This window comes from Vibrio sp. Vb1729, from assembly GCF_033338655.1.
Lineage (GTDB): Bacteria > Pseudomonadota > Gammaproteobacteria > Enterobacterales > Vibrionaceae > Vibrio > Vibrio alginolyticus.
Window position 1 is genome coordinate 93,243 of sequence record NZ_JAWOTB010000022.1, and the last position, 15,887, is coordinate 109,129.

A 15,887-nucleotide genomic window follows, 5' to 3' on the forward strand; every position below is an offset into this window, starting at 1 on the left:
GTTATGACCCCAGAACTAACCGTAACGTTATTTTCCGATGCAGTATGGCTGATCATTTTGATGGTTGCCGTATTGGTTGTTCCAGGCTTAATTGTCGGTTTGTGTATCGCCGTATTTCAGGCTGCCACACAAATCAACGAGCAAACACTCAGCTTTTTGCCACGTTTGCTCGTTACCTTATTAATGGTGATTTTTGCAGGTCACTGGATGCTCCGTAAGATCATGGAACTGTTTGATTTCTTGTTCCACAACATACCAGGGATGATTGGCTAATGGCCATCACATTTGCAGAGCTCTCGGCGATACTCGGTCAACTCTGGTGGCCGTTTTTTCGTGTGGGAGCCGTATTTATTTCAATGCCTTTCTTTGGTGATGCGATTATTCCTGTTTGGGTTCGTACTTTACTGGCCCTCTCGATCGTTGTCATTACTGGACCGTTAATGCCACCCATGCCACAAGTCGAGTTATTCTCTATGACTTCCCTGTTCCTTGCTTTTGAGCAAGCTATTTGGGGAGTAATGTTTGGGTTAATTTTGCACATGCTCTTTAACGTTTTCACCATGCTTGGCCAGGTGATTTCTCTGCAAATGGGCTTAGGTATGGCGATGATGAATGATCCTATTAACGGGCTTTCTGTCGCCATTTTGGGACGCATATTTCTGATTTTCTCAACCTTGTTGTTCCTCGCGCTAGAAGGACACTTACTCGTCATAGATATCGTGATTCAAAGCTTTGTTGTTTGGCCAGTCGGATCTGGTATCACATCGCTTTCTCTGCAAGGTGTTGTCAATATTTTCGGTTGGATGTTTGCCTCTTCACTCGCTTTGGCTTTGCCCGCTATTGTTTCCATGCTTCTAGCCAACATCAGTTTTGGTGTAATGAACCGAGCCGCACCATCACTTAATGTCTATGCGTTAGGTTTTCCTATGACGATGCTGCTGGGTCTATTCAGCGTATTAATCTCAGTTTCTGGTGTTCCTGGTCGCTACACGGCGCTCGTTCACGACACCATTAGACACTTGAGTAACTTTATGTTGGGGGGAGCATGAGCGATCAATCTTCTCAAGACAAAACTGAAAAAGCCTCACCGCAGAAGGTAAAGAAAGCCCGCCAGGAAGGACAAATTCCTCGCGCGAAAGAGTTTACTACTGCGGTGATATTTCTAGCGGTGGCGCTCTACTTTTACTCTCAGCTTAATAGTATTTGGGAAAGCATGTCGGGTATCTTTCGCTACAACATGATGCTGACGCGAGCCGACCTAGAAAATCCTAAACAACTTGTCGAGCAATTGGGACAAAGTTTAGCGGTCATCATCGACATGCTATTACCATTGTTTACCGTCATTATTATCGTGACCTGTGGTAGTAGCCTTGTGCTAGGCGGCTGGATGTTCCGTCCCGCGAACGTAATGCCAAAGCTCAGCAAAATTAATCCTTTGAGCGGGATAAAGCGCATTTTTTCGACCCGCTCAGTGGTTGAGCTCTTAAAGTCAACGTTCAAAGTAGCCGTGATATTCGGCATCTTATATGGCTATTTAGACAACCACTTACAGCCATTACTTGGCATGCAAAATCTCCCGCTCAGCCAAGGTTTTTCTCTAGTAATGTCAATTCTGTTTGAAGGCTTACTCTTAATGGGCTTCGCCTTGTTGTTATTTGGGGTTATCGACATTCCTTATCAGCGTTGGGAACACCTAAAAGAACTCCGCATGACGAAACAAGAATTGAAAGAGGAATTTAAAAATAATGAAGGTCGTCCGGAAGTAAAGCAACGTATTCGTCAAATACAGCAACAGTTTGCGCGCCGTAAGATCGATAAAATGGTGCCGACGGCTGACGTGATCATCACTAACCCAACGCACTATGCAGTCGCACTGAAATACGAGCCTTCACTTTCTGACGCGCCCTTTGTCGTCGCAAAAGGTGTAGACGAAACCGCTATGCACATTCAACGTATCGCCCGAGAAAACAAAGTGGAAATCATTAACTCCCCGCCACTTACCCGTTCGATTTATCACACGACGGCGATTGAACAAGCAATCCCAAGCCAACTGTACATCGCAGTGGCACATATTCTTACTTACGTTTTGCAATTGAAAGCCTTTCGTAAAGGTGAGGGAAAAGAGCCAATTCCTTTACCTCATTTTTCGATTCCAAAACATTTGCAGCACTGATTAACCCGCGTTTATCCAAGGACACGAAAGTATGCTTAACCGGTTAAAACAACTTCAAACATCAACCAAAGGCTACGTTGGCATTCCAATCGTCTTGCTAATGATATTAGCAATGGTGATTCTTCCTTTGCCTCCTCTGCTACTGGATGCGCTGTTTACCTTTAATATCGTCTTAGCAATCCTAGTATTGCTGGTCAGCACAACCGCAAAGCGACCATTAGATTTCTCTGTTTTTCCAACTATTTTGCTGGTCGCAACATTATTACGTCTCACATTGAACGTGGCTTCTACGCGAATTGTACTCCTAGAAGGACATAATGGTGGTGACGCAGCGGGTAAGGTCATTCAAGCATTCGGTGAAGTCGTCATTGGCGGTAACTATGTCGTTGGTATGGTGGTGTTCGTCATCTTGATGATCATCAACTTCGTCGTAATCACCAAAGGTGGTGAACGTATTTCTGAGGTTTCAGCCCGCTTTACGTTGGATGCTTTACCAGGCAAACAAATGGCAATTGATGCCGACTTAAACGCTGGCCTTATCGATCAGGAAACGGCTCGCTTACGCCGTAAAGAAGTCGCCAACGAAGCCGATTTTCATGGTTCGATGGATGGTGCATCAAAGTTTGTGCGTGGCGATGCCATCGCAGGTTTGTTGATTCTGTTTATCAATATCATTGGTGGTATTAGTATTGGTGTCTTCGAGCATGGACTCGCTGCGTCTGACGCCTTTAAAACTTATGCCCTACTCACAATCGGTGATGGTCTAGTTGCTCAAATTCCTTCACTACTATTGGCAACGGCTGCCGCGATTATCGTTACGCGAATTAATGATAGCGATAATGGCATGTCGGAAACCATGCAAAAGCAATTACTGGCAACTCCTGCAACGCTATTTACTGTCGCAGGTATTATGGCGGTAATCGGTATGGTACCGGGTATGCCACACCTAGCCTTTTTTGCGTTTGCTGGCGCATTAGCGTTCGCAGGGTGGCGTCAAACCAAGAAGCCAGTGCAAGACTCCCAGATTGAAGAGGTCGAAGCACTTTCACAAGCAATGCAAGACGATGATACACCGCTGACATGGGATGATATTCCTCACGTCCAAACATTATCACTTGCGCTTGGTTACCGACTCGTCCATCTAGTCAACAAAGAACAAGGGGCTCCTTTATCACAACGTATCCGCGGTGTGCGTCGAAACCTTTCTGAACAAGTTGGCTTTTTATTACCTGAAGTTCGTATTCGTGACAACCTGAGCCTCAAGCCAAACCAATACACAATTTCTCTAAATGGCGAAGTCATTGAGCAAGGTTTTATTGAACCAGAGCGTTTAATGGCGATAGCGGTTGGCGAAACTTACGGTGAGGTAGATGGCATTTTGGGTAGCGATCCTGCTTATCAGTTGCCAGCTGTGTGGATTGAGCATCAAGATAAAGCAAAAGCACTTAATATGGGTTACCAAGTTGTCGACGATGGCACTGTTATAGCCACTCATATTAGTAAAATCATGAAGACAAACCTTGCAGAATTGTTTACGCACGACGATGTGGAAGCAATAACCCAGCGTTTGACACAACAAGCCCCGAAACTAGCAGAAGCATTAGCAGCAGCACTTAATCCAGCACAGCAGCTGAAAGTATATCGTCAGCTTTTATTGGACCAAGTGCCACTAAAAGATATTCGCACGATTGCCAACACAATGTTGGAATCCGCGGAAAATACAAAGGACCCGATCCTACTTGCATCTGATGTGCGCTGTGCACTAAAGCGTACGCTTGTTAACTTAATTGCAGGACAAAAGAACGAGTTAAATGTCTACGCACTGTCTGATGAGCTAGAACAAATGCTACTAACTTCACTGCAACAAGCACAATCTTCTGGTACGGTAACACTAGATAGCTTCCCAATTGAGCCAAACATTCTTGGTCAGTTCCAACAAAACTTGCCATTGATCAGACAACAGCTTAAGCAACAGGGGCTACCTCCGATCCTTCTCGTTATGCCACAGCTGCGCCCTCTTCTAGCGCGTTACGCTCGTACATTTACACAAGGGCTGGCAGTATTGTCTTACAACGAAATCCCAGAAAACAAACAAATCAATGTGGTAGGAAACCTTGGTTAATCTTATTTCAACACATGCGATGTACGAACATTTGGTTGGCCTCGCAGTACAACATATCGTCACGGATGACGATCAATTAGTCTTTGATGCTTTAAAACACAATGATGTCCAACACGCATGCCAAGCAATTAGGGAAGCTCAATCAGGGGAAGTAGAATTCCAACACCTGACGTTGAGATTTGGTATGCGTGGAGAACAAAGTGTCTATCAATTCAAACTCTCTGAACAAATGCAGTACTGCCTGGATTTGTTCAGTCTTTACCTTGCACTAAGACAAACACAATTTCAGTTAGAAGCCTTTCACCACGACTTGATTAGTAATGTTGTCGTGCCGATTCGCGTGGATGCATTACTGTGGGAGCCTGGGGTTTATTTTCTCGAACAGACGATTCAATTCCACTCTTCTGCTTTTCAACATGTGATTCCTTCTCTTCAAGCTGATGAAACGTTATGTGATCGTGATAAAGTCGCCACACTCACCAAAAAGTTAAAAGAGAATGCATATTCACTTTGGTTTGAAGTCGCGACATCGCAAGTGAACTTCGAGCGCGTCGCAGACTTTAGTCCCGATATGATCAAATTGTCAGTCACACTAGAGGATAAAGAAGAAAGACACGCTTTCCTACCTATTGCTAAGTTCTTAAGAAAGCATAAATATACTTGGGTTGCCGGACGTGTAGCGAGTCAAACGGAACTTAACCGCTATCGTTTATTGGGTGCCAGTTATTATTTTGGTTATTTCAGCGATATCCCAACCTCTCTCTCCTTTCAGTCTTTTGATGAGGAATAGTTGAAACTCAACCATTTATATTTAAAACAGCACGATTTATTCGTGCTGTTTTTTTATTTATAACGGATAACCACAAGATCATTGGGCAATAGTTTCTTTAACTTAACTAAAAAATTTAGGCTTATATGATGATTTTCCCGGTTTTCATGGAATACAAATCACTAAAAATCATCAATTTTTATCTTTTTTAGAAATTTTTTAATTTTCAAATTAATCATTAAAGCCGACCGACCGCCTCTAGTTAGTGACAAGGGAATATCCCGAGGCCTGAAAGATATAGTGACTAACTAAGGAGACTAAGATGGCTTTATCAATGCACACTAACTACGCTTCGCTTGTAACTCAAAACACAATGAACACAACAAGCGGACTTCTAAACACAGCAATGGAACGTCTAAGCACAGGCTACCGTGTGAACTCAGCTGCTGATGACGCTGCTGGTCTTCAAATTGCTAACCGTCTAGAAGCGCAAACACGCGGCATGTCAGTAGCAATGCGTAACGCACAAGACGGCATCTCTATGATGCAAACTGCTGAAGGTGCGATGGATGAAATGACAAACATCGTTTACCGTATGAACGACCTTGCTACACAATCGTTGAACGGTTCAAACAGTGCAACAGACCGTGCGTCTCTTAACAAAGAGTTCACACAGCTTACTGCAGAACTAAACAACATCGTAGACAACACTAAGTTCGGTGGTCAAAACCTTCTTAAAGGCGGCGGCTTCGGTGCAGGTGACGTAACATTCCAAATCGGTGCATCTTCTGCTGAAACATTGACTGTAAGCGCAAGCGCAGGTATCGGTGAAATCACTACTATCCTTGCTGATGCAGCAATTACAGATGGTATCGATGACGCGACTAAAGCAAAAGCAGCACTAGACAAAATCAGCGGCGCTGACGGTCTAGTAGAAAAAATTGGTAGCTCTCGTGCAGACTTCGGTGCGAACATCAACCGTCTTGAGCACACAATGGCTAACCTTGGTAACATGGTAGAAAACGTTACAGCATCTAAAGGTCGTATCATGGATACAGACTTTGCAGTAGAGTCTTCAAACATGACGAAGAACCAAATGTTGATGCAAGCAGGTACAACTGTTCTGTCTCAAACTAACCAGCTTCCAAGCATGGCAATGTCACTACTACGCTAATTACTTAGTTAATAGTGCGCTTAATTTAAATCGTCTTAATTATAAAGCCTTCCTATGGAAGGCTTTATTTTTATCTACGAATATAAATAGAGCTCGTATTATCTTTGTGAGATTCAGGCACTCTGAATCCGAATTTCAACATAATATTAAATAAAACCTTATTAAACAGTTCTAATTCTATCGTCTCTAATTTGCTTCCTATTTTACTATCTCTAAGTTCAGGAAAATTGAACTTAGCTTCCTTTAAGATACTAGCTATCTCATCAGAATTGATGCTCTGTTTACTTAATAGTTTTTTGTTAATGAACTCTTCATATGCACGAGCACATTTCATCAATCGCAACGCAAATTCATTCATAACTGACATTCTTTGAAACGTAAAAAATTTAATTTTTAGTGAGAACACTTGCACATCGCACTATCAAAAATAATATCAGAACGCAATTAATGCACTCTGTAAGAATTATCTGAATCAAGCTGAAGTAAAGGCTGAATATAACGTCTAATTAAAACATCTCTCCTAATTAGAACCGTCAATACAATTAAATATTTTCTTTGTTTAGGTCGCCTTTTCTTATAAGGAAATTACTTTTTCCATGGAGGAAGGCGGAACAAACAAGGTGGAAACACCACTTCCTCCCAAGAAAACAAAATAGATTTAAACCTTTGTTTTAATTGAATTTAATATACGGCACGCATCTTGCCACTGATAATTAAACTAAGGCGTAGCATTCAAAGTATTCAAGCCAATAAGAGATGAGAGGAGCACACCTCATGAGTTCTTTAGACCCAGTAAAAATGGCAACCCAATTCGCACAATTGGACACAAACCCATTCAAAAACCGTTACCAAGCGCAAGCTAATGTGTACCAGTCACAACTGTCAGCTTTTAATAAAGTTGAAAGCGCACTACGTGATTTTCGTACTGCAATGAAAGAGATGAATAACAGCACAAACAGCATCATCAAAAACAGTGCGACACTCTCTCAAGAAGGTAACTTTACTGCAAACGCGGATGCTAAAGCGCTAACGGGTAACTATCAGATTTTTGTAGAAAAAGTGGCAACGGCGCATCAAGTATCTACAGGTATGCCTGCAGACCTTGAGGCAACGACAGAAGTACCAACAACTGGATCTTTAGAATTCACCATCAACGGTGAAACAATGACTCTAGACTTGTCCTCCGTTGATATTAATGGTGACGGCACAGCAACGATCAGCGATTTAGCCAGTGCGATTAACAATCACACGGATAACCCTGGCGTTAACGCCACTCTAGTTCGCTCGAATGGTCAAACACACTTTATGCTATCGAGCACTGAGACTGGTGTCGAAAATAAGATCAACGTATCTGCAACGGGTACTGGCCAAGCTTGGTTTGAAGACGCCTTCACCAACCTCAAGCAAATTAACGCTCCACAAGATGCGGTTATGTGGCTAGGTGCAAAAGACTCAGGCCTGAAACTAACCAACGCAAGTAATACTTTTGAAGGTGTCATCGACGGTGTTGACATTACCGTATCTAAACCGCAAGCCGCGGGAGATTCGCCAATCGGTTTAAAAATTGGAGCTGATAGCGAAGGCACTAAAGAACAACTAGATAAGTTTGTGGAAACCTACAATGCCCTTGTTTCGACTATCGATCAGTACACCCAAATTGGCGGTGAAGATCAGAAACGCGGCGTGCTCGCTAGCGACTCGACATTGCGTTCTATTGAGAGTCAGTTAACGGGGTTAATCCGAGGTGAACACAATGGTATGCGCCTAAGCGAAATCGGCGTGAGCCTAGACCGCAACGGTAAAATGAAAGTTGATCAAGAAAAGTTCAAAGAAGCTCAACAAACAAACAGCGCAGGCTTAGAGGCGTTGTTTAATGGGGATGACGCTTTGCTAGATTCTCTTGACGCGATGGTAGAGCCTTTCTTGAAATTCTCATCAGGTACCTTCAGCACGCGTAAAGACGCAATACAGTCAAGCTTAGACCGAATCAAAGATAAACAAACCAATTTAGAGCGTAAGTACGAAATGTCGTACAACCGCTATCTCAAACAATTCACTCAAATGAATTCAATTATGACCCAAATGAACCAAACCATGTCCATGTTTAATGCTCAAAAATAAGACATTTGGTTCCAAATTTAGGAGAAATATTCATGCTTATGGATTCTGGTTACGATTCGTACCAACAAGTCGATCTCGACGCTCAAGCGGCAGCAGCAAATCCACACCAATTGGTCATCATGTTAATCGATGGCCTACTCGATGAAGTTGAACGTATTCGCGGCCACCTAGCCGCAAATCGTTTGGCCGAGAAAGGGAATGGAATCAACAAATGCATGAACATCTTGATTGGACTAACAAGTGCTTTAGATGATGAAAACGGCGGTGAAATTGCGGAAAACCTACGCCAGCTGTATGACTTCTGCCAAGTCGAACTTTATTACGCTAGCGTGCAAAACGATGCAAATCGCTTGGTTAACGTTGAGCGTGTAATGGGTAACATTCGTGAAGGTTGGATGAATTTTGGACAACAAGCATAAAGTATCGCCAGAGCGATTCCGTCATTTATCTCAGCTCATCCAGTTCGCCGCAAAAACGGCCGATTGGCATGCGCTCAAGCGGTACGACTTGCAGTTGCGAGAGCTTTTGATCAGTCACAAGCCTTTTTTGAAAGATCCTAAGCTTGCACCTGAAATCCAGCGAGCGAAAACAGTGCACGCTAATGCCTTCGCAGTATTAGAGAAGTCGACCAACGAGTTGAAAAAAGAGATGAACATGGTCAATGACCATCAAGAACGCGCTATGGCCTATCAATTAGCAATGACCATGGAGCTAACTCAATGATCATACCTTCTTCAACTCAGCACTCGGGTAATTCGCCAGCTAACAATGAGGGTCACATCAAGCAAGCGAACTCGGTACACGGCTTTTCTCATGGTTTTAAATCAGGGAACAAGCAGAATGGTGAGCAAGACTTTAACTCTGCGTCAGCGGTACCGAGTTTTCACCTTACGGCCTCTACTTTGAACAGCGCAAACAAAGTACAAAGTCATGGTTTTGATACTGATGACCGCTCAGCTTCAGATCCGGATGCCAACTTGACCAGTACACCAGGGTTAACAGAATCGACTGATCTTGCAGCGCAAGCTCAAGCTTTAACCCAGGGTATGATTACCATGGCAGAGAAGCAGGCTGAGAAACTAGGAAAAGCGTCATCTTTAATGACTGCGAGCGAAGTTAAGTCTGTTACTCAAGATTCGTATAACGCTACGTTAAACACATCATCAAAACAAGATGTGAAGCAAAGTCTGCCGACTTCATCGAGTTCGCGTTTGCCTATCTCCGGTGCTGAGTTTCAAACTCTTTTGAATCAACCTGTTCAAGGGCAACCAACCGCATCTCTACTTCAAGCACAAGCTCCTACAACACAACCTGCACATTCACCGGTTGCGACGAGTCATGTTCAAGCTCAAGGCTCTGAGTGGGCAGCGGTGCGTGTTGATACCACTGCCGGAAAGTGGGGGGAGCAAATGATGCAAGTTTTACATGATCGCGTGACGCTCCAAGCTCAACAAAATGTACAAGAAGCAAAAATCCGCCTAGACCCACCAGACTTGGGGAAACTGGATTTACTTGTACGTGTTGAAGGTGACCGATTGAGTGTCCACATCAACGCCAATGCCGCAGCAACACGAGAAGCTTTAATGCAAGTTTCGGAACGATTGCGTACTGAGTTACAAGAGCAAAACTTCGTTCATGTCGATGTCAATGTTGGCTCTGATCAAAACCAAGGTCGAAATGACCCACATGCAAACGAAGAAGACGCCAATATTTTCGCCGCACGAGAATCTGGTGCATTCCAAACCACGACAACAACTAACTATTCAGAACACTGGCTAAGCACTCAAGCTTAGTGAATCTTCGAGGAAAAAGGTTATGACCAAACAACAAATGATCGCCCTGTTTATCGCCATGATCATCACCAGTGCCCTCGTTTCGGCCGTCACAATTATGGGCGGAATCTGGTACTTAAACAAACACGCTCAAGAGTCACCTGACTCTGGTTCACTGATCGAAGACTCTCCACTGTCTTTTTTGGTCACAGAACAACCGACAAGTAAAGGTCCTAGCTTCCATCCTTTGGACAAAGTCGTTTTGACCGTTAAAGGCAAGAAACAGACTCACTTTGTGATGCTAGAACTGGCAATTGAGACACGCCGTCCAGAGCGTATCAAAGAGATCGATGAATACATGCCTATGGTACAAAACTCTCTATTAAAACTGTTTAGCGACAAAACGTTTGATCAGTTACAGCAAGCGGGTGCCATCGATATTCTGCAAGACGAAGTGAAGCAAACGCTTCTACTCGCTTTTGCTAAAACAGACATCGTCCGAGAAATCGACGATGTTTTGTTGACTAAATATGTTGTGCAATAACGGAGCACAACCATGTTAGACATGAATGTACAAGACACTTACACCACAGAAGAGGAAGTGACAACACCGTCACGACCAATTGATGAAAACGCATTGCTACAACGTCATCAGGTCATGGTAAAACGCGTAGTTAACCAGCTGCGCGTTCATGCCACTTCTCACTGTAGTATTGAAGATATGCAGCAGATAGGCCTTATCGCTCTAGTCGAGGCTGGACGCCGATATGGCGATGTTGACGATCCTCACTTTCCTGCTTTCGCCGTTTGTCGAGTTCGGGGAGCTATTTTAGACGAATTACGCCGACTAGATTGGCGTTCACGTAAGACTCGTCAACAAGCCCACGAGCTCAACGACGTGACTCGAGATCTCACTCGAACGTTAGGTCGAATGCCAACGGATGCCGAAATCATCCAGGCTTTAGGGACGAATGAGCAAGATTATTACAACCGCCAAAATGCCGCTCTCGCAGGCGAGATGCAAAGCCTTGACCAACTGATGGAGAGCAGCGGTGATAGCTACATTGGCGGGCAATACGATGGCATGGAACATGAACATATTCGTCGTAGTTTAGACAGTGCTTTGGGTAAGTTACCTAAGCGCGATCAACTGCTCCTGACTCTGTTCTATCAACATGAACTCAACTTACACGAAATAGCTCTGGTATTGGATCTGACACCACCTCGTATATGTCAGCTTCACAAACAAGCGCTGAAACAACTCAACCAATTAATGTCCTCTTAGGAGTCACAAGATGCAAAAGTTTTTTGGAGTGCTCACTATCCTGGTGTGCGTCTTCGGTGGATATATGTGGGCCGGTGGTAGCTTAGGTGCTATCTGGCAGCCAGCCGAATTCCTTATCATTATTGGCGCCGCTGCTGGTTCTCTGATCATCGGTAATCCGCCTCATGTACTGAAAGAAATGCGTCGCCAAGTGCCAGCGACCATTAAAGGTCCAACAGAAGAGCATGAGTACTACATGGAATTAATGGCACTACTCAACAACTTGCTAGAGACAGCGAGAAACCGCGGATACAAGTTTCTGGATTCTCATATTGAGGCTCCGGAGCAAAGTTCTATGTTCCTCGCTTACCCGACGATCGCAGAAGATCATCGCCTAATTTCTTTCATTACTGACAATTTACGTTTAATGGCAATGGGACAGATGTCGCCTCATGAATTAGAGGGACTGCTAGAGCAAGAAATCGAAGCAATACAGAACGAAATGCTTTTACCTTCACGCTCACTACAGCGTACAGCAGAAGCACTACCTGGCTTCGGTATTCTTGCAGCAGTTGGTGGCATCATTATCACCATGCAAGCTATTGATGGCTCAATCGCTATGATTGGTTATCACGTTGCGGCAGCTCTCGTTGGTACATTCATTGGTATTTTCGGTTGTTACTGTGGCTTAGATCCACTAAGTAACGCCATGGCTCAGCGAGTAAAACGTAATATGACTGCTTTTGAGTGCGTTCGTGCAACCTTGGTTGCCTACGTAGCGAAAAAGCCGACATTGCTCGCCATTGACGCTGGTCGTAAACATATTCAGCTAGACATCAAACCAACATTCAACCAAATGGAGAAGTGGTTAGCTGAACAGGAGGGATAATGCAAAAACAAGAGCATGTAGTGTTCAAACGTGCCAAAGTATACAGCCATGATGAGTCGTCTCATGGCGGCGCGTGGAAAGTCGCGTTTGCTGACTTCATGATCGCCCTAATGGCGCTGTTTCTTGTACTTTGGGTTATGCAGGTGGTAGACAAAGAAGAGCGTAAAGCGATTGTTGCCCACTTGCATAGTTCAAGCGTATTCGACAAGAGTTACGGCAACCCATTTGATACGTCACAAAGTATTTCTCCTATCGACTTGGCACAGGACTCTTCTGTGCCAAGTAAACACAACTCCAACCATGTGGTAAGCTCTTACTTCAAAGGTGATGGGGATGGACCAGAAATTGATTCTTTGATTCCTGGTAACTTCGATACTCAAGAGCAACTTGCCGCACTAGCGAAAGTAATTGAGCAAATGACTGCCCAAATTAATGCGCAGGGAAATGTAAACGTCACGGTGACACCACAAGGTTTGCGTATCGTCCTTCAAGATGATTACAAACAGCATATGTTCAGCCGTGGTGGTGCAGAACTTACTCCTTTTTTTGAAGATTTACTGCTCGCACTAGCACCTGTATTTCATCGTGTTAACAACCCTCTGATCATCAGCGGACACACAGATGCAATTCCATTTAAAAAGCGTTTTGGTCGTCAATCTAACTGGGCGTTATCAGCCTCTCGAGCAGACGTAGCAAGAAATACGTTAGTTGAAGGCGGTATGCCGGATGATAGAGTAATGCAGGTAACGGGTATGTCAGATAGAGCGCTGCTTAATCCTGATGAGCCAGATTCTAGCGAAAACCGTCGTATTGAGCTGTTTGTTTTAACGACTCCTGCCGCTAAAGTGCTTGAGACCCTTTTTGGCAACCACCAAGAAAGCGAACTGCAAAAAGCGAAAGATAAGGCTGAATTCAACCAACCAGTCATTCGTCAAGAAGTCATCAATTACTCCGGCGATACCGCCACCAGCGAAGTAAAAATTCAAGAATTATAATCTTAAAAGGTCACCACTCTGATGGTGACCTCTCTAACCAAAGCCTCTGTTACTGTGACTTTTTAGTTGAGTTCTATATGCACATAACATCATCCGAAAAAAGAAAAAGCGACTTACTGAAGAAAGCCTTTTTATGGCTCATTGTCTTCGATTACCTTTTATTGGCGTTTTTCTTAACTCAGCTATCAAGTATGACACTAAACAGCGGAACCATGATCAGCTTGTTACTTGTTGTTTATAACGTCTTACTTGTTTCGCTATGTTTTCAACGAACCAACAAGCAGGACTCTTACATTATCTACCCTGTTTTGTCCGCAACGTTATTAGCATTTGTCTGCTTTCTTTACTTCTTTTTTTTAATTTAGCTCCCCGACTCGACCATTGATTTTATTTTTACTGCTTTTTCGAAGTGGTCGAGCTGATGAGTCTGAATCCACCACGTAGCCGCTTCCATCAACAGCTCTGGGTCGTCATTTTTATTAGCGAAAAACGCATAAAATGAGAGACCAACCAATTCACCTTTACTCGCGATCTTTTTGTCACAGACCTCTATAATTTTGTCTCTCAGCGAAGCTCTCATTTCTAATCCCTTAACCTAGTACATACTCACTAACCATACGGTTGAAAGAAATCAAATCAAACGAGCCTTTAATTTCAAAACGCACTCTTCCCACCTCACTCATGAAGAACTCGATTTCACAATCCAAATCAAAAGTACCAGAGGTCTCGATAGAAAATGCATTGATCTTACTGTAAGGCAAAGAAGTGTAATCCACTTTTGAGCCGGTAATCCCTTGCACATTTGCCGCTATCACTCGCTTGTTCGTAAACACCACTTGGTCACGAACTGTTTTAAAAGCAGCGAAAATAGTCTCACCATCAATCAAGAACTTAAGGAAGTCTTCTCTGGCATTAGAAACGTCAATCGGCTTAAGCTTAAATACAGAGGAATTGTCGAAATCAATCATAATTAATCCTTTGAGTGGGCGTTAGAACGAATTATCAACGTATCAGATAGCACCACTTTTTCCTACTCGCAACGCACGTTTCTGCTTGATTCGCCCAACAACGAAACATCCTTCACTTCCACCCTTGCATCCATTGCTCAGAGTCTTTTAGGTCTTGCCAGTTCATCTCTTGGTCGCGTTTACTCATGACTGCCTCGATGACACATCTCACAACGTTACCATCTTCATCTAGTTCCATTTCCGTCACGACAAAATGCTTCTCTTTGTTTTTAGGTGAAATTGCCGTCCATTTACTGTGCAATAGTTTCTTAGGGTGGATTCTGTTCATCGCATTGTACCAATTTAACTACCATGTTGATGTATACGACTGAATACCAAGAGAGAATCAGATTTTGTTTTTGCAAACCTACAAAAGATAAAACCGCAAAAGAGATCACTCCCTTTCGCGGCTCTAACTACAATCCGACTAGGTCTTCTGACCATTCAATCGAGGGTTTAAGTACTGACTTTGTAGCAACTGTAACCCTTTACCGACCAGAACAATCACTATCGCGCCAATCAGGACAGGCGTGAAGAGAAAACTCCATCCCTGCCCAGACGCCATGATCAAAATTGGATTTGCACCCGCAGGTGGATGAGTGGTCTTCGTAATCAGCATCGCAGACACTCCTAGCCCCGTCGCAATCGCTAGCGTGACCGGCGTGACGTCAACATACTGGCTAAACGCAATACCGATAGATGCCGTAATGAAGTGACCAATGATCACGTTTTTTGGTTGAGCGAGAGGGCTGCTAGGCACCCCAAACACCAACACCGCCGTAGCACCAAATGGCGCCATGAGAAGTACTACCTCAGTAAGAGATACCTCGGCGTAAGACAACACACCAATAGCCAACGTAGCGCCAAGCCCCGCGACCAAAGATAAAATTAAATTATTCATAAACACCTCAAAAGTAGACCGAATTGTCTACAAAATAAAATAGACAAATCTGTCTACCCTTGTCAATATGTGTTTATGGAACTTTTTGAGGACGTAGTTATGAACAAAAAGAAACAGTTATTGATCGACACAGCTTTGTCACTGTTTTACAAACAAGGCATCAACTCTATTGGCATCAATGAAGTCCTCAATGTTTCCGGCGTGGCTAAACGCACGCTATATAACCATTTTGAGAGCAAAGAAGCGCTTATCATCGCCGCATTAGAACAACGCCACCAAATATTTATGGAATGGTTGGAGGAAAAGCTTTCTTCAGCACAAACGTGCGCGGAGGTGATCGATCAGTTATTTACTGCACTCAACGGCTGGTTTCATGGCTCTGAAGAAAAGTTGGGCGAGTTTCGCGGTTGCTTTTTCATCAATACGTCCGCGGAGTTCAGTGACGACAGTGGCGAGATCGCAACGTATTGCCGCTACCATAAGCAGCAAGTCAGAGAGCTAATTCAACGCTATCTCAAATCAGACAACGCTGCATTACTTGATGCCATTTGCATCATGAAAGAGGGCGCGATCACTACCGCTTACATGACGAAAGAGTACGACAACGTCACGAAGAAATGCGTGACCATTTTGCACACGCTTTAATGCGTTCAGGTATAGTCATTTGCGAATTAAGTATTCAAACCAAAGGCACCAATCG

The 15,887-nt window shown here is 43.7% G+C and carries 21 protein-coding genes; 16 read left to right on the forward strand and 5 right to left on the reverse strand.

The genetic code is table 11. The annotated features are described in order from the left end of the window. Nucleotides 1-3 precede the first annotated feature (3 nt). From fliQ to lafA, 6 genes are all read left to right on the forward strand, one after another. The gene (fliQ, locus tag R7E29_RS11695) at nucleotides 4-273 is read left to right on the forward strand and encodes a flagellar biosynthesis protein FliQ (RefSeq protein ID WP_005375036.1); all 270 of its coding nucleotides are present in this window, start codon (nucleotides 4-6) and stop codon (nucleotides 271-273) included. Continuing rightward, nucleotides 273-1,049, forward strand: a complete 777-nt coding sequence (gene fliR / locus R7E29_RS11700; protein WP_005375027.1) for a flagellar biosynthetic protein FliR — start codon at nucleotides 273-275, stop codon at nucleotides 1,047-1,049. Before fliQ ends, fliR begins: the two co-directional genes overlap by 1 nt. Next, a complete protein-coding gene (flhB, locus tag R7E29_RS11705; protein ID WP_005375025.1) occupies nucleotides 1,046-2,173 on the forward strand; it encodes a flagellar biosynthesis protein FlhB in 1,128 nt (375 codons plus the stop codon). The genes fliR and flhB overlap by 4 nt, the downstream gene beginning before the upstream one ends. A gap of 31 nt (nucleotides 2,174-2,204) precedes the next feature. Then, the gene (gene flhA, locus R7E29_RS11710; RefSeq protein ID WP_005375024.1) at nucleotides 2,205-4,295 is read left to right on the forward strand and encodes a flagellar biosynthesis protein FlhA; all 2,091 of its coding nucleotides are present in this window, start codon (nucleotides 2,205-2,207) and stop codon (nucleotides 4,293-4,295) included. A gap of 19 nt (nucleotides 4,296-4,314) precedes the next feature. After that, nucleotides 4,315-5,085 (forward strand): EAL domain-containing protein, encoded by a 771-nt coding sequence (locus R7E29_RS11715; protein WP_005375023.1) that lies wholly within the window; start codon nucleotides 4,315-4,317, stop codon nucleotides 5,083-5,085. Between the two features lie 301 nt (nucleotides 5,086-5,386). Next, complete coding sequence (gene lafA / locus R7E29_RS11720) at nucleotides 5,387-6,238, forward strand: lateral flagellin LafA (RefSeq protein ID WP_005375019.1); 852 nt, start codon at nucleotides 5,387-5,389, stop codon at nucleotides 6,236-6,238. Nucleotides 6,239-6,308: 70 nt separating this feature from the next. Here the strand turns inward: lafA and R7E29_RS11725 are convergent, their stop codons facing one another. Beyond that, complete coding sequence (locus R7E29_RS11725; RefSeq protein ID WP_005375016.1) at nucleotides 6,309-6,596, reverse strand: hypothetical protein; 288 nt, start codon at nucleotides 6,594-6,596, stop codon at nucleotides 6,309-6,311. Between the two features lie 416 nt (nucleotides 6,597-7,012). Here R7E29_RS11725 and fliD point away from each other — a divergent pair, with 416 nt between their 5' ends. From fliD to R7E29_RS11770, 9 genes are all read left to right on the forward strand, one after another. Further along, nucleotides 7,013-8,359 carry a flagellar filament capping protein FliD gene (gene fliD, locus R7E29_RS11730; protein WP_054576601.1) on the forward strand — a complete coding sequence of 449 codons (1,347 nt, stop codon included), beginning with the start codon at nucleotides 7,013-7,015 and terminating at the stop codon, nucleotides 8,357-8,359. Nucleotides 8,360-8,391: 32 nt separating this feature from the next. Next, complete coding sequence (gene fliS, locus R7E29_RS11735) at nucleotides 8,392-8,778, forward strand: flagellar export chaperone FliS (protein ID WP_005375014.1); 387 nt, start codon at nucleotides 8,392-8,394, stop codon at nucleotides 8,776-8,778. Then, nucleotides 8,762-9,082, forward strand: a complete 321-nt coding sequence (locus tag R7E29_RS11740; protein WP_005375013.1) for a hypothetical protein — start codon at nucleotides 8,762-8,764, stop codon at nucleotides 9,080-9,082. Before fliS ends, R7E29_RS11740 begins: the two co-directional genes overlap by 17 nt. Continuing rightward, nucleotides 9,079-10,152 (forward strand): flagellar hook-length control protein FliK, encoded by a 1,074-nt coding sequence (locus R7E29_RS11745; RefSeq protein WP_213906634.1) that lies wholly within the window; start codon nucleotides 9,079-9,081, stop codon nucleotides 10,150-10,152. The genes R7E29_RS11740 and R7E29_RS11745 overlap by 4 nt, the downstream gene beginning before the upstream one ends. Before the next feature lie 22 nt (nucleotides 10,153-10,174). Further along, nucleotides 10,175-10,675 (forward strand): flagellar basal body-associated protein FliL, encoded by a 501-nt coding sequence (gene fliL / locus R7E29_RS11750; RefSeq protein WP_005375011.1) that lies wholly within the window; start codon nucleotides 10,175-10,177, stop codon nucleotides 10,673-10,675. Between the two features lie 12 nt (nucleotides 10,676-10,687). Then, a complete protein-coding gene (locus R7E29_RS11755) occupies nucleotides 10,688-11,416 on the forward strand; it encodes a FliA/WhiG family RNA polymerase sigma factor (RefSeq protein ID WP_005375008.1) in 729 nt (242 codons plus the stop codon). 10 nt (nucleotides 11,417-11,426) lie between these two features. Continuing rightward, a complete protein-coding gene (gene motA / locus R7E29_RS11760) occupies nucleotides 11,427-12,284 on the forward strand; it encodes a flagellar motor stator protein MotA (protein ID WP_005375006.1) in 858 nt (285 codons plus the stop codon). Further along, entirely contained in the window at nucleotides 12,284-13,279 is a 996-nt protein-coding gene (locus R7E29_RS11765; protein ID WP_005375003.1) for a flagellar motor protein MotB, read from the forward strand. The genes motA and R7E29_RS11765 overlap by 1 nt, the downstream gene beginning before the upstream one ends. Before the next feature lie 77 nt (nucleotides 13,280-13,356). Next, the gene (locus R7E29_RS11770) at nucleotides 13,357-13,644 is read left to right on the forward strand and encodes a hypothetical protein (protein WP_005375002.1); all 288 of its coding nucleotides are present in this window, start codon (nucleotides 13,357-13,359) and stop codon (nucleotides 13,642-13,644) included. On the opposite strand, the gene R7E29_RS11775 is transcribed toward R7E29_RS11770, so the two are convergent. From R7E29_RS11775 to R7E29_RS11790, 4 genes are all read right to left on the reverse strand, one after another. Beyond that, nucleotides 13,641-13,859, reverse strand: a complete 219-nt coding sequence (locus tag R7E29_RS11775; protein WP_017634431.1) for a DUF6500 family protein — start codon at nucleotides 13,857-13,859, stop codon at nucleotides 13,641-13,643. The two genes, R7E29_RS11770 and R7E29_RS11775, sit on opposite strands and share 4 nt — an antisense overlap. 10 nt (nucleotides 13,860-13,869) lie before the next feature. Further along, nucleotides 13,870-14,247, reverse strand: a complete 378-nt coding sequence (locus tag R7E29_RS11780) for a PH domain-containing protein (protein WP_005386881.1) — start codon at nucleotides 14,245-14,247, stop codon at nucleotides 13,870-13,872. A gap of 112 nt (nucleotides 14,248-14,359) precedes the next feature. Next, nucleotides 14,360-14,575, reverse strand: a complete 216-nt coding sequence (locus R7E29_RS11785) for a TIGR02450 family Trp-rich protein (RefSeq protein WP_054576599.1) — start codon at nucleotides 14,573-14,575, stop codon at nucleotides 14,360-14,362. A 138-nt stretch (nucleotides 14,576-14,713) separates the two neighbouring features. After that, the gene (locus R7E29_RS11790) at nucleotides 14,714-15,187 is read right to left on the reverse strand and encodes an HPP family protein (RefSeq protein WP_017634430.1); all 474 of its coding nucleotides are present in this window, start codon (nucleotides 15,185-15,187) and stop codon (nucleotides 14,714-14,716) included. A 99-nt stretch (nucleotides 15,188-15,286) separates the two neighbouring features. Between R7E29_RS11790 and R7E29_RS11795 the strand changes: the two genes are divergently transcribed. Continuing rightward, a complete protein-coding gene (locus tag R7E29_RS11795) occupies nucleotides 15,287-15,832 on the forward strand; it encodes a TetR/AcrR family transcriptional regulator (RefSeq protein WP_054576598.1) in 546 nt (181 codons plus the stop codon). Nucleotides 15,833-15,887: the final 55 nt, after the last annotated feature.

Bases quoted from the DNA above. Each gene is read 5' to 3' on its own strand.
- fliQ (WP_005375036.1), top strand. From the start codon at position 4: ATGACCCCAGAACTAACCGTAACGTTATTTTCCGATGCAGTATGGCTG.
- fliR (WP_005375027.1), top strand. From the start codon at position 273: ATGGCCATCACATTTGCAGAGCTCTCGGCGATACTCGGTCAACTCTGG.
- flhB (WP_005375025.1), top strand. From the start codon at position 1,046: ATGAGCGATCAATCTTCTCAAGACAAAACTGAAAAAGCCTCACCGCAG.
- flhA (WP_005375024.1), top strand. From the start codon at position 2,205: ATGCTTAACCGGTTAAAACAACTTCAAACATCAACCAAAGGCTACGTT.
- R7E29_RS11715 (WP_005375023.1), top strand. From the start codon at position 4,315: ATGTACGAACATTTGGTTGGCCTCGCAGTACAACATATCGTCACGGAT.
- lafA (WP_005375019.1), top strand. From the start codon at position 5,387: ATGGCTTTATCAATGCACACTAACTACGCTTCGCTTGTAACTCAAAAC.
- R7E29_RS11725 (WP_005375016.1), bottom strand. From the start codon at position 6,596: ATGAATGAATTTGCGTTGCGATTGATGAAATGTGCTCGTGCATATGAA.
- fliD (WP_054576601.1), top strand. From the start codon at position 7,013: ATGAGTTCTTTAGACCCAGTAAAAATGGCAACCCAATTCGCACAATTG.
- fliS (WP_005375014.1), top strand. From the start codon at position 8,392: ATGCTTATGGATTCTGGTTACGATTCGTACCAACAAGTCGATCTCGAC.
- R7E29_RS11745 (WP_213906634.1), top strand. From the start codon at position 9,079: ATGATCATACCTTCTTCAACTCAGCACTCGGGTAATTCGCCAGCTAAC.
- fliL (WP_005375011.1), top strand. From the start codon at position 10,175: ATGACCAAACAACAAATGATCGCCCTGTTTATCGCCATGATCATCACC.
- R7E29_RS11755 (WP_005375008.1), top strand. From the start codon at position 10,688: ATGTTAGACATGAATGTACAAGACACTTACACCACAGAAGAGGAAGTG.
- motA (WP_005375006.1), top strand. From the start codon at position 11,427: ATGCAAAAGTTTTTTGGAGTGCTCACTATCCTGGTGTGCGTCTTCGGT.
- R7E29_RS11765 (WP_005375003.1), top strand. From the start codon at position 12,284: ATGCAAAAACAAGAGCATGTAGTGTTCAAACGTGCCAAAGTATACAGC.
- R7E29_RS11770 (WP_005375002.1), top strand. From the start codon at position 13,357: ATGCACATAACATCATCCGAAAAAAGAAAAAGCGACTTACTGAAGAAA.
- R7E29_RS11775 (WP_017634431.1), bottom strand. From the start codon at position 13,859: ATGAGAGCTTCGCTGAGAGACAAAATTATAGAGGTCTGTGACAAAAAG.
- R7E29_RS11780 (WP_005386881.1), bottom strand. From the start codon at position 14,247: ATGATTGATTTCGACAATTCCTCTGTATTTAAGCTTAAGCCGATTGAC.
- R7E29_RS11785 (WP_054576599.1), bottom strand. From the start codon at position 14,575: ATGAACAGAATCCACCCTAAGAAACTATTGCACAGTAAATGGACGGCA.
- R7E29_RS11790 (WP_017634430.1), bottom strand. From the start codon at position 15,187: ATGAATAATTTAATTTTATCTTTGGTCGCGGGGCTTGGCGCTACGTTG.
- R7E29_RS11795 (WP_054576598.1), top strand. From the start codon at position 15,287: ATGAACAAAAAGAAACAGTTATTGATCGACACAGCTTTGTCACTGTTT.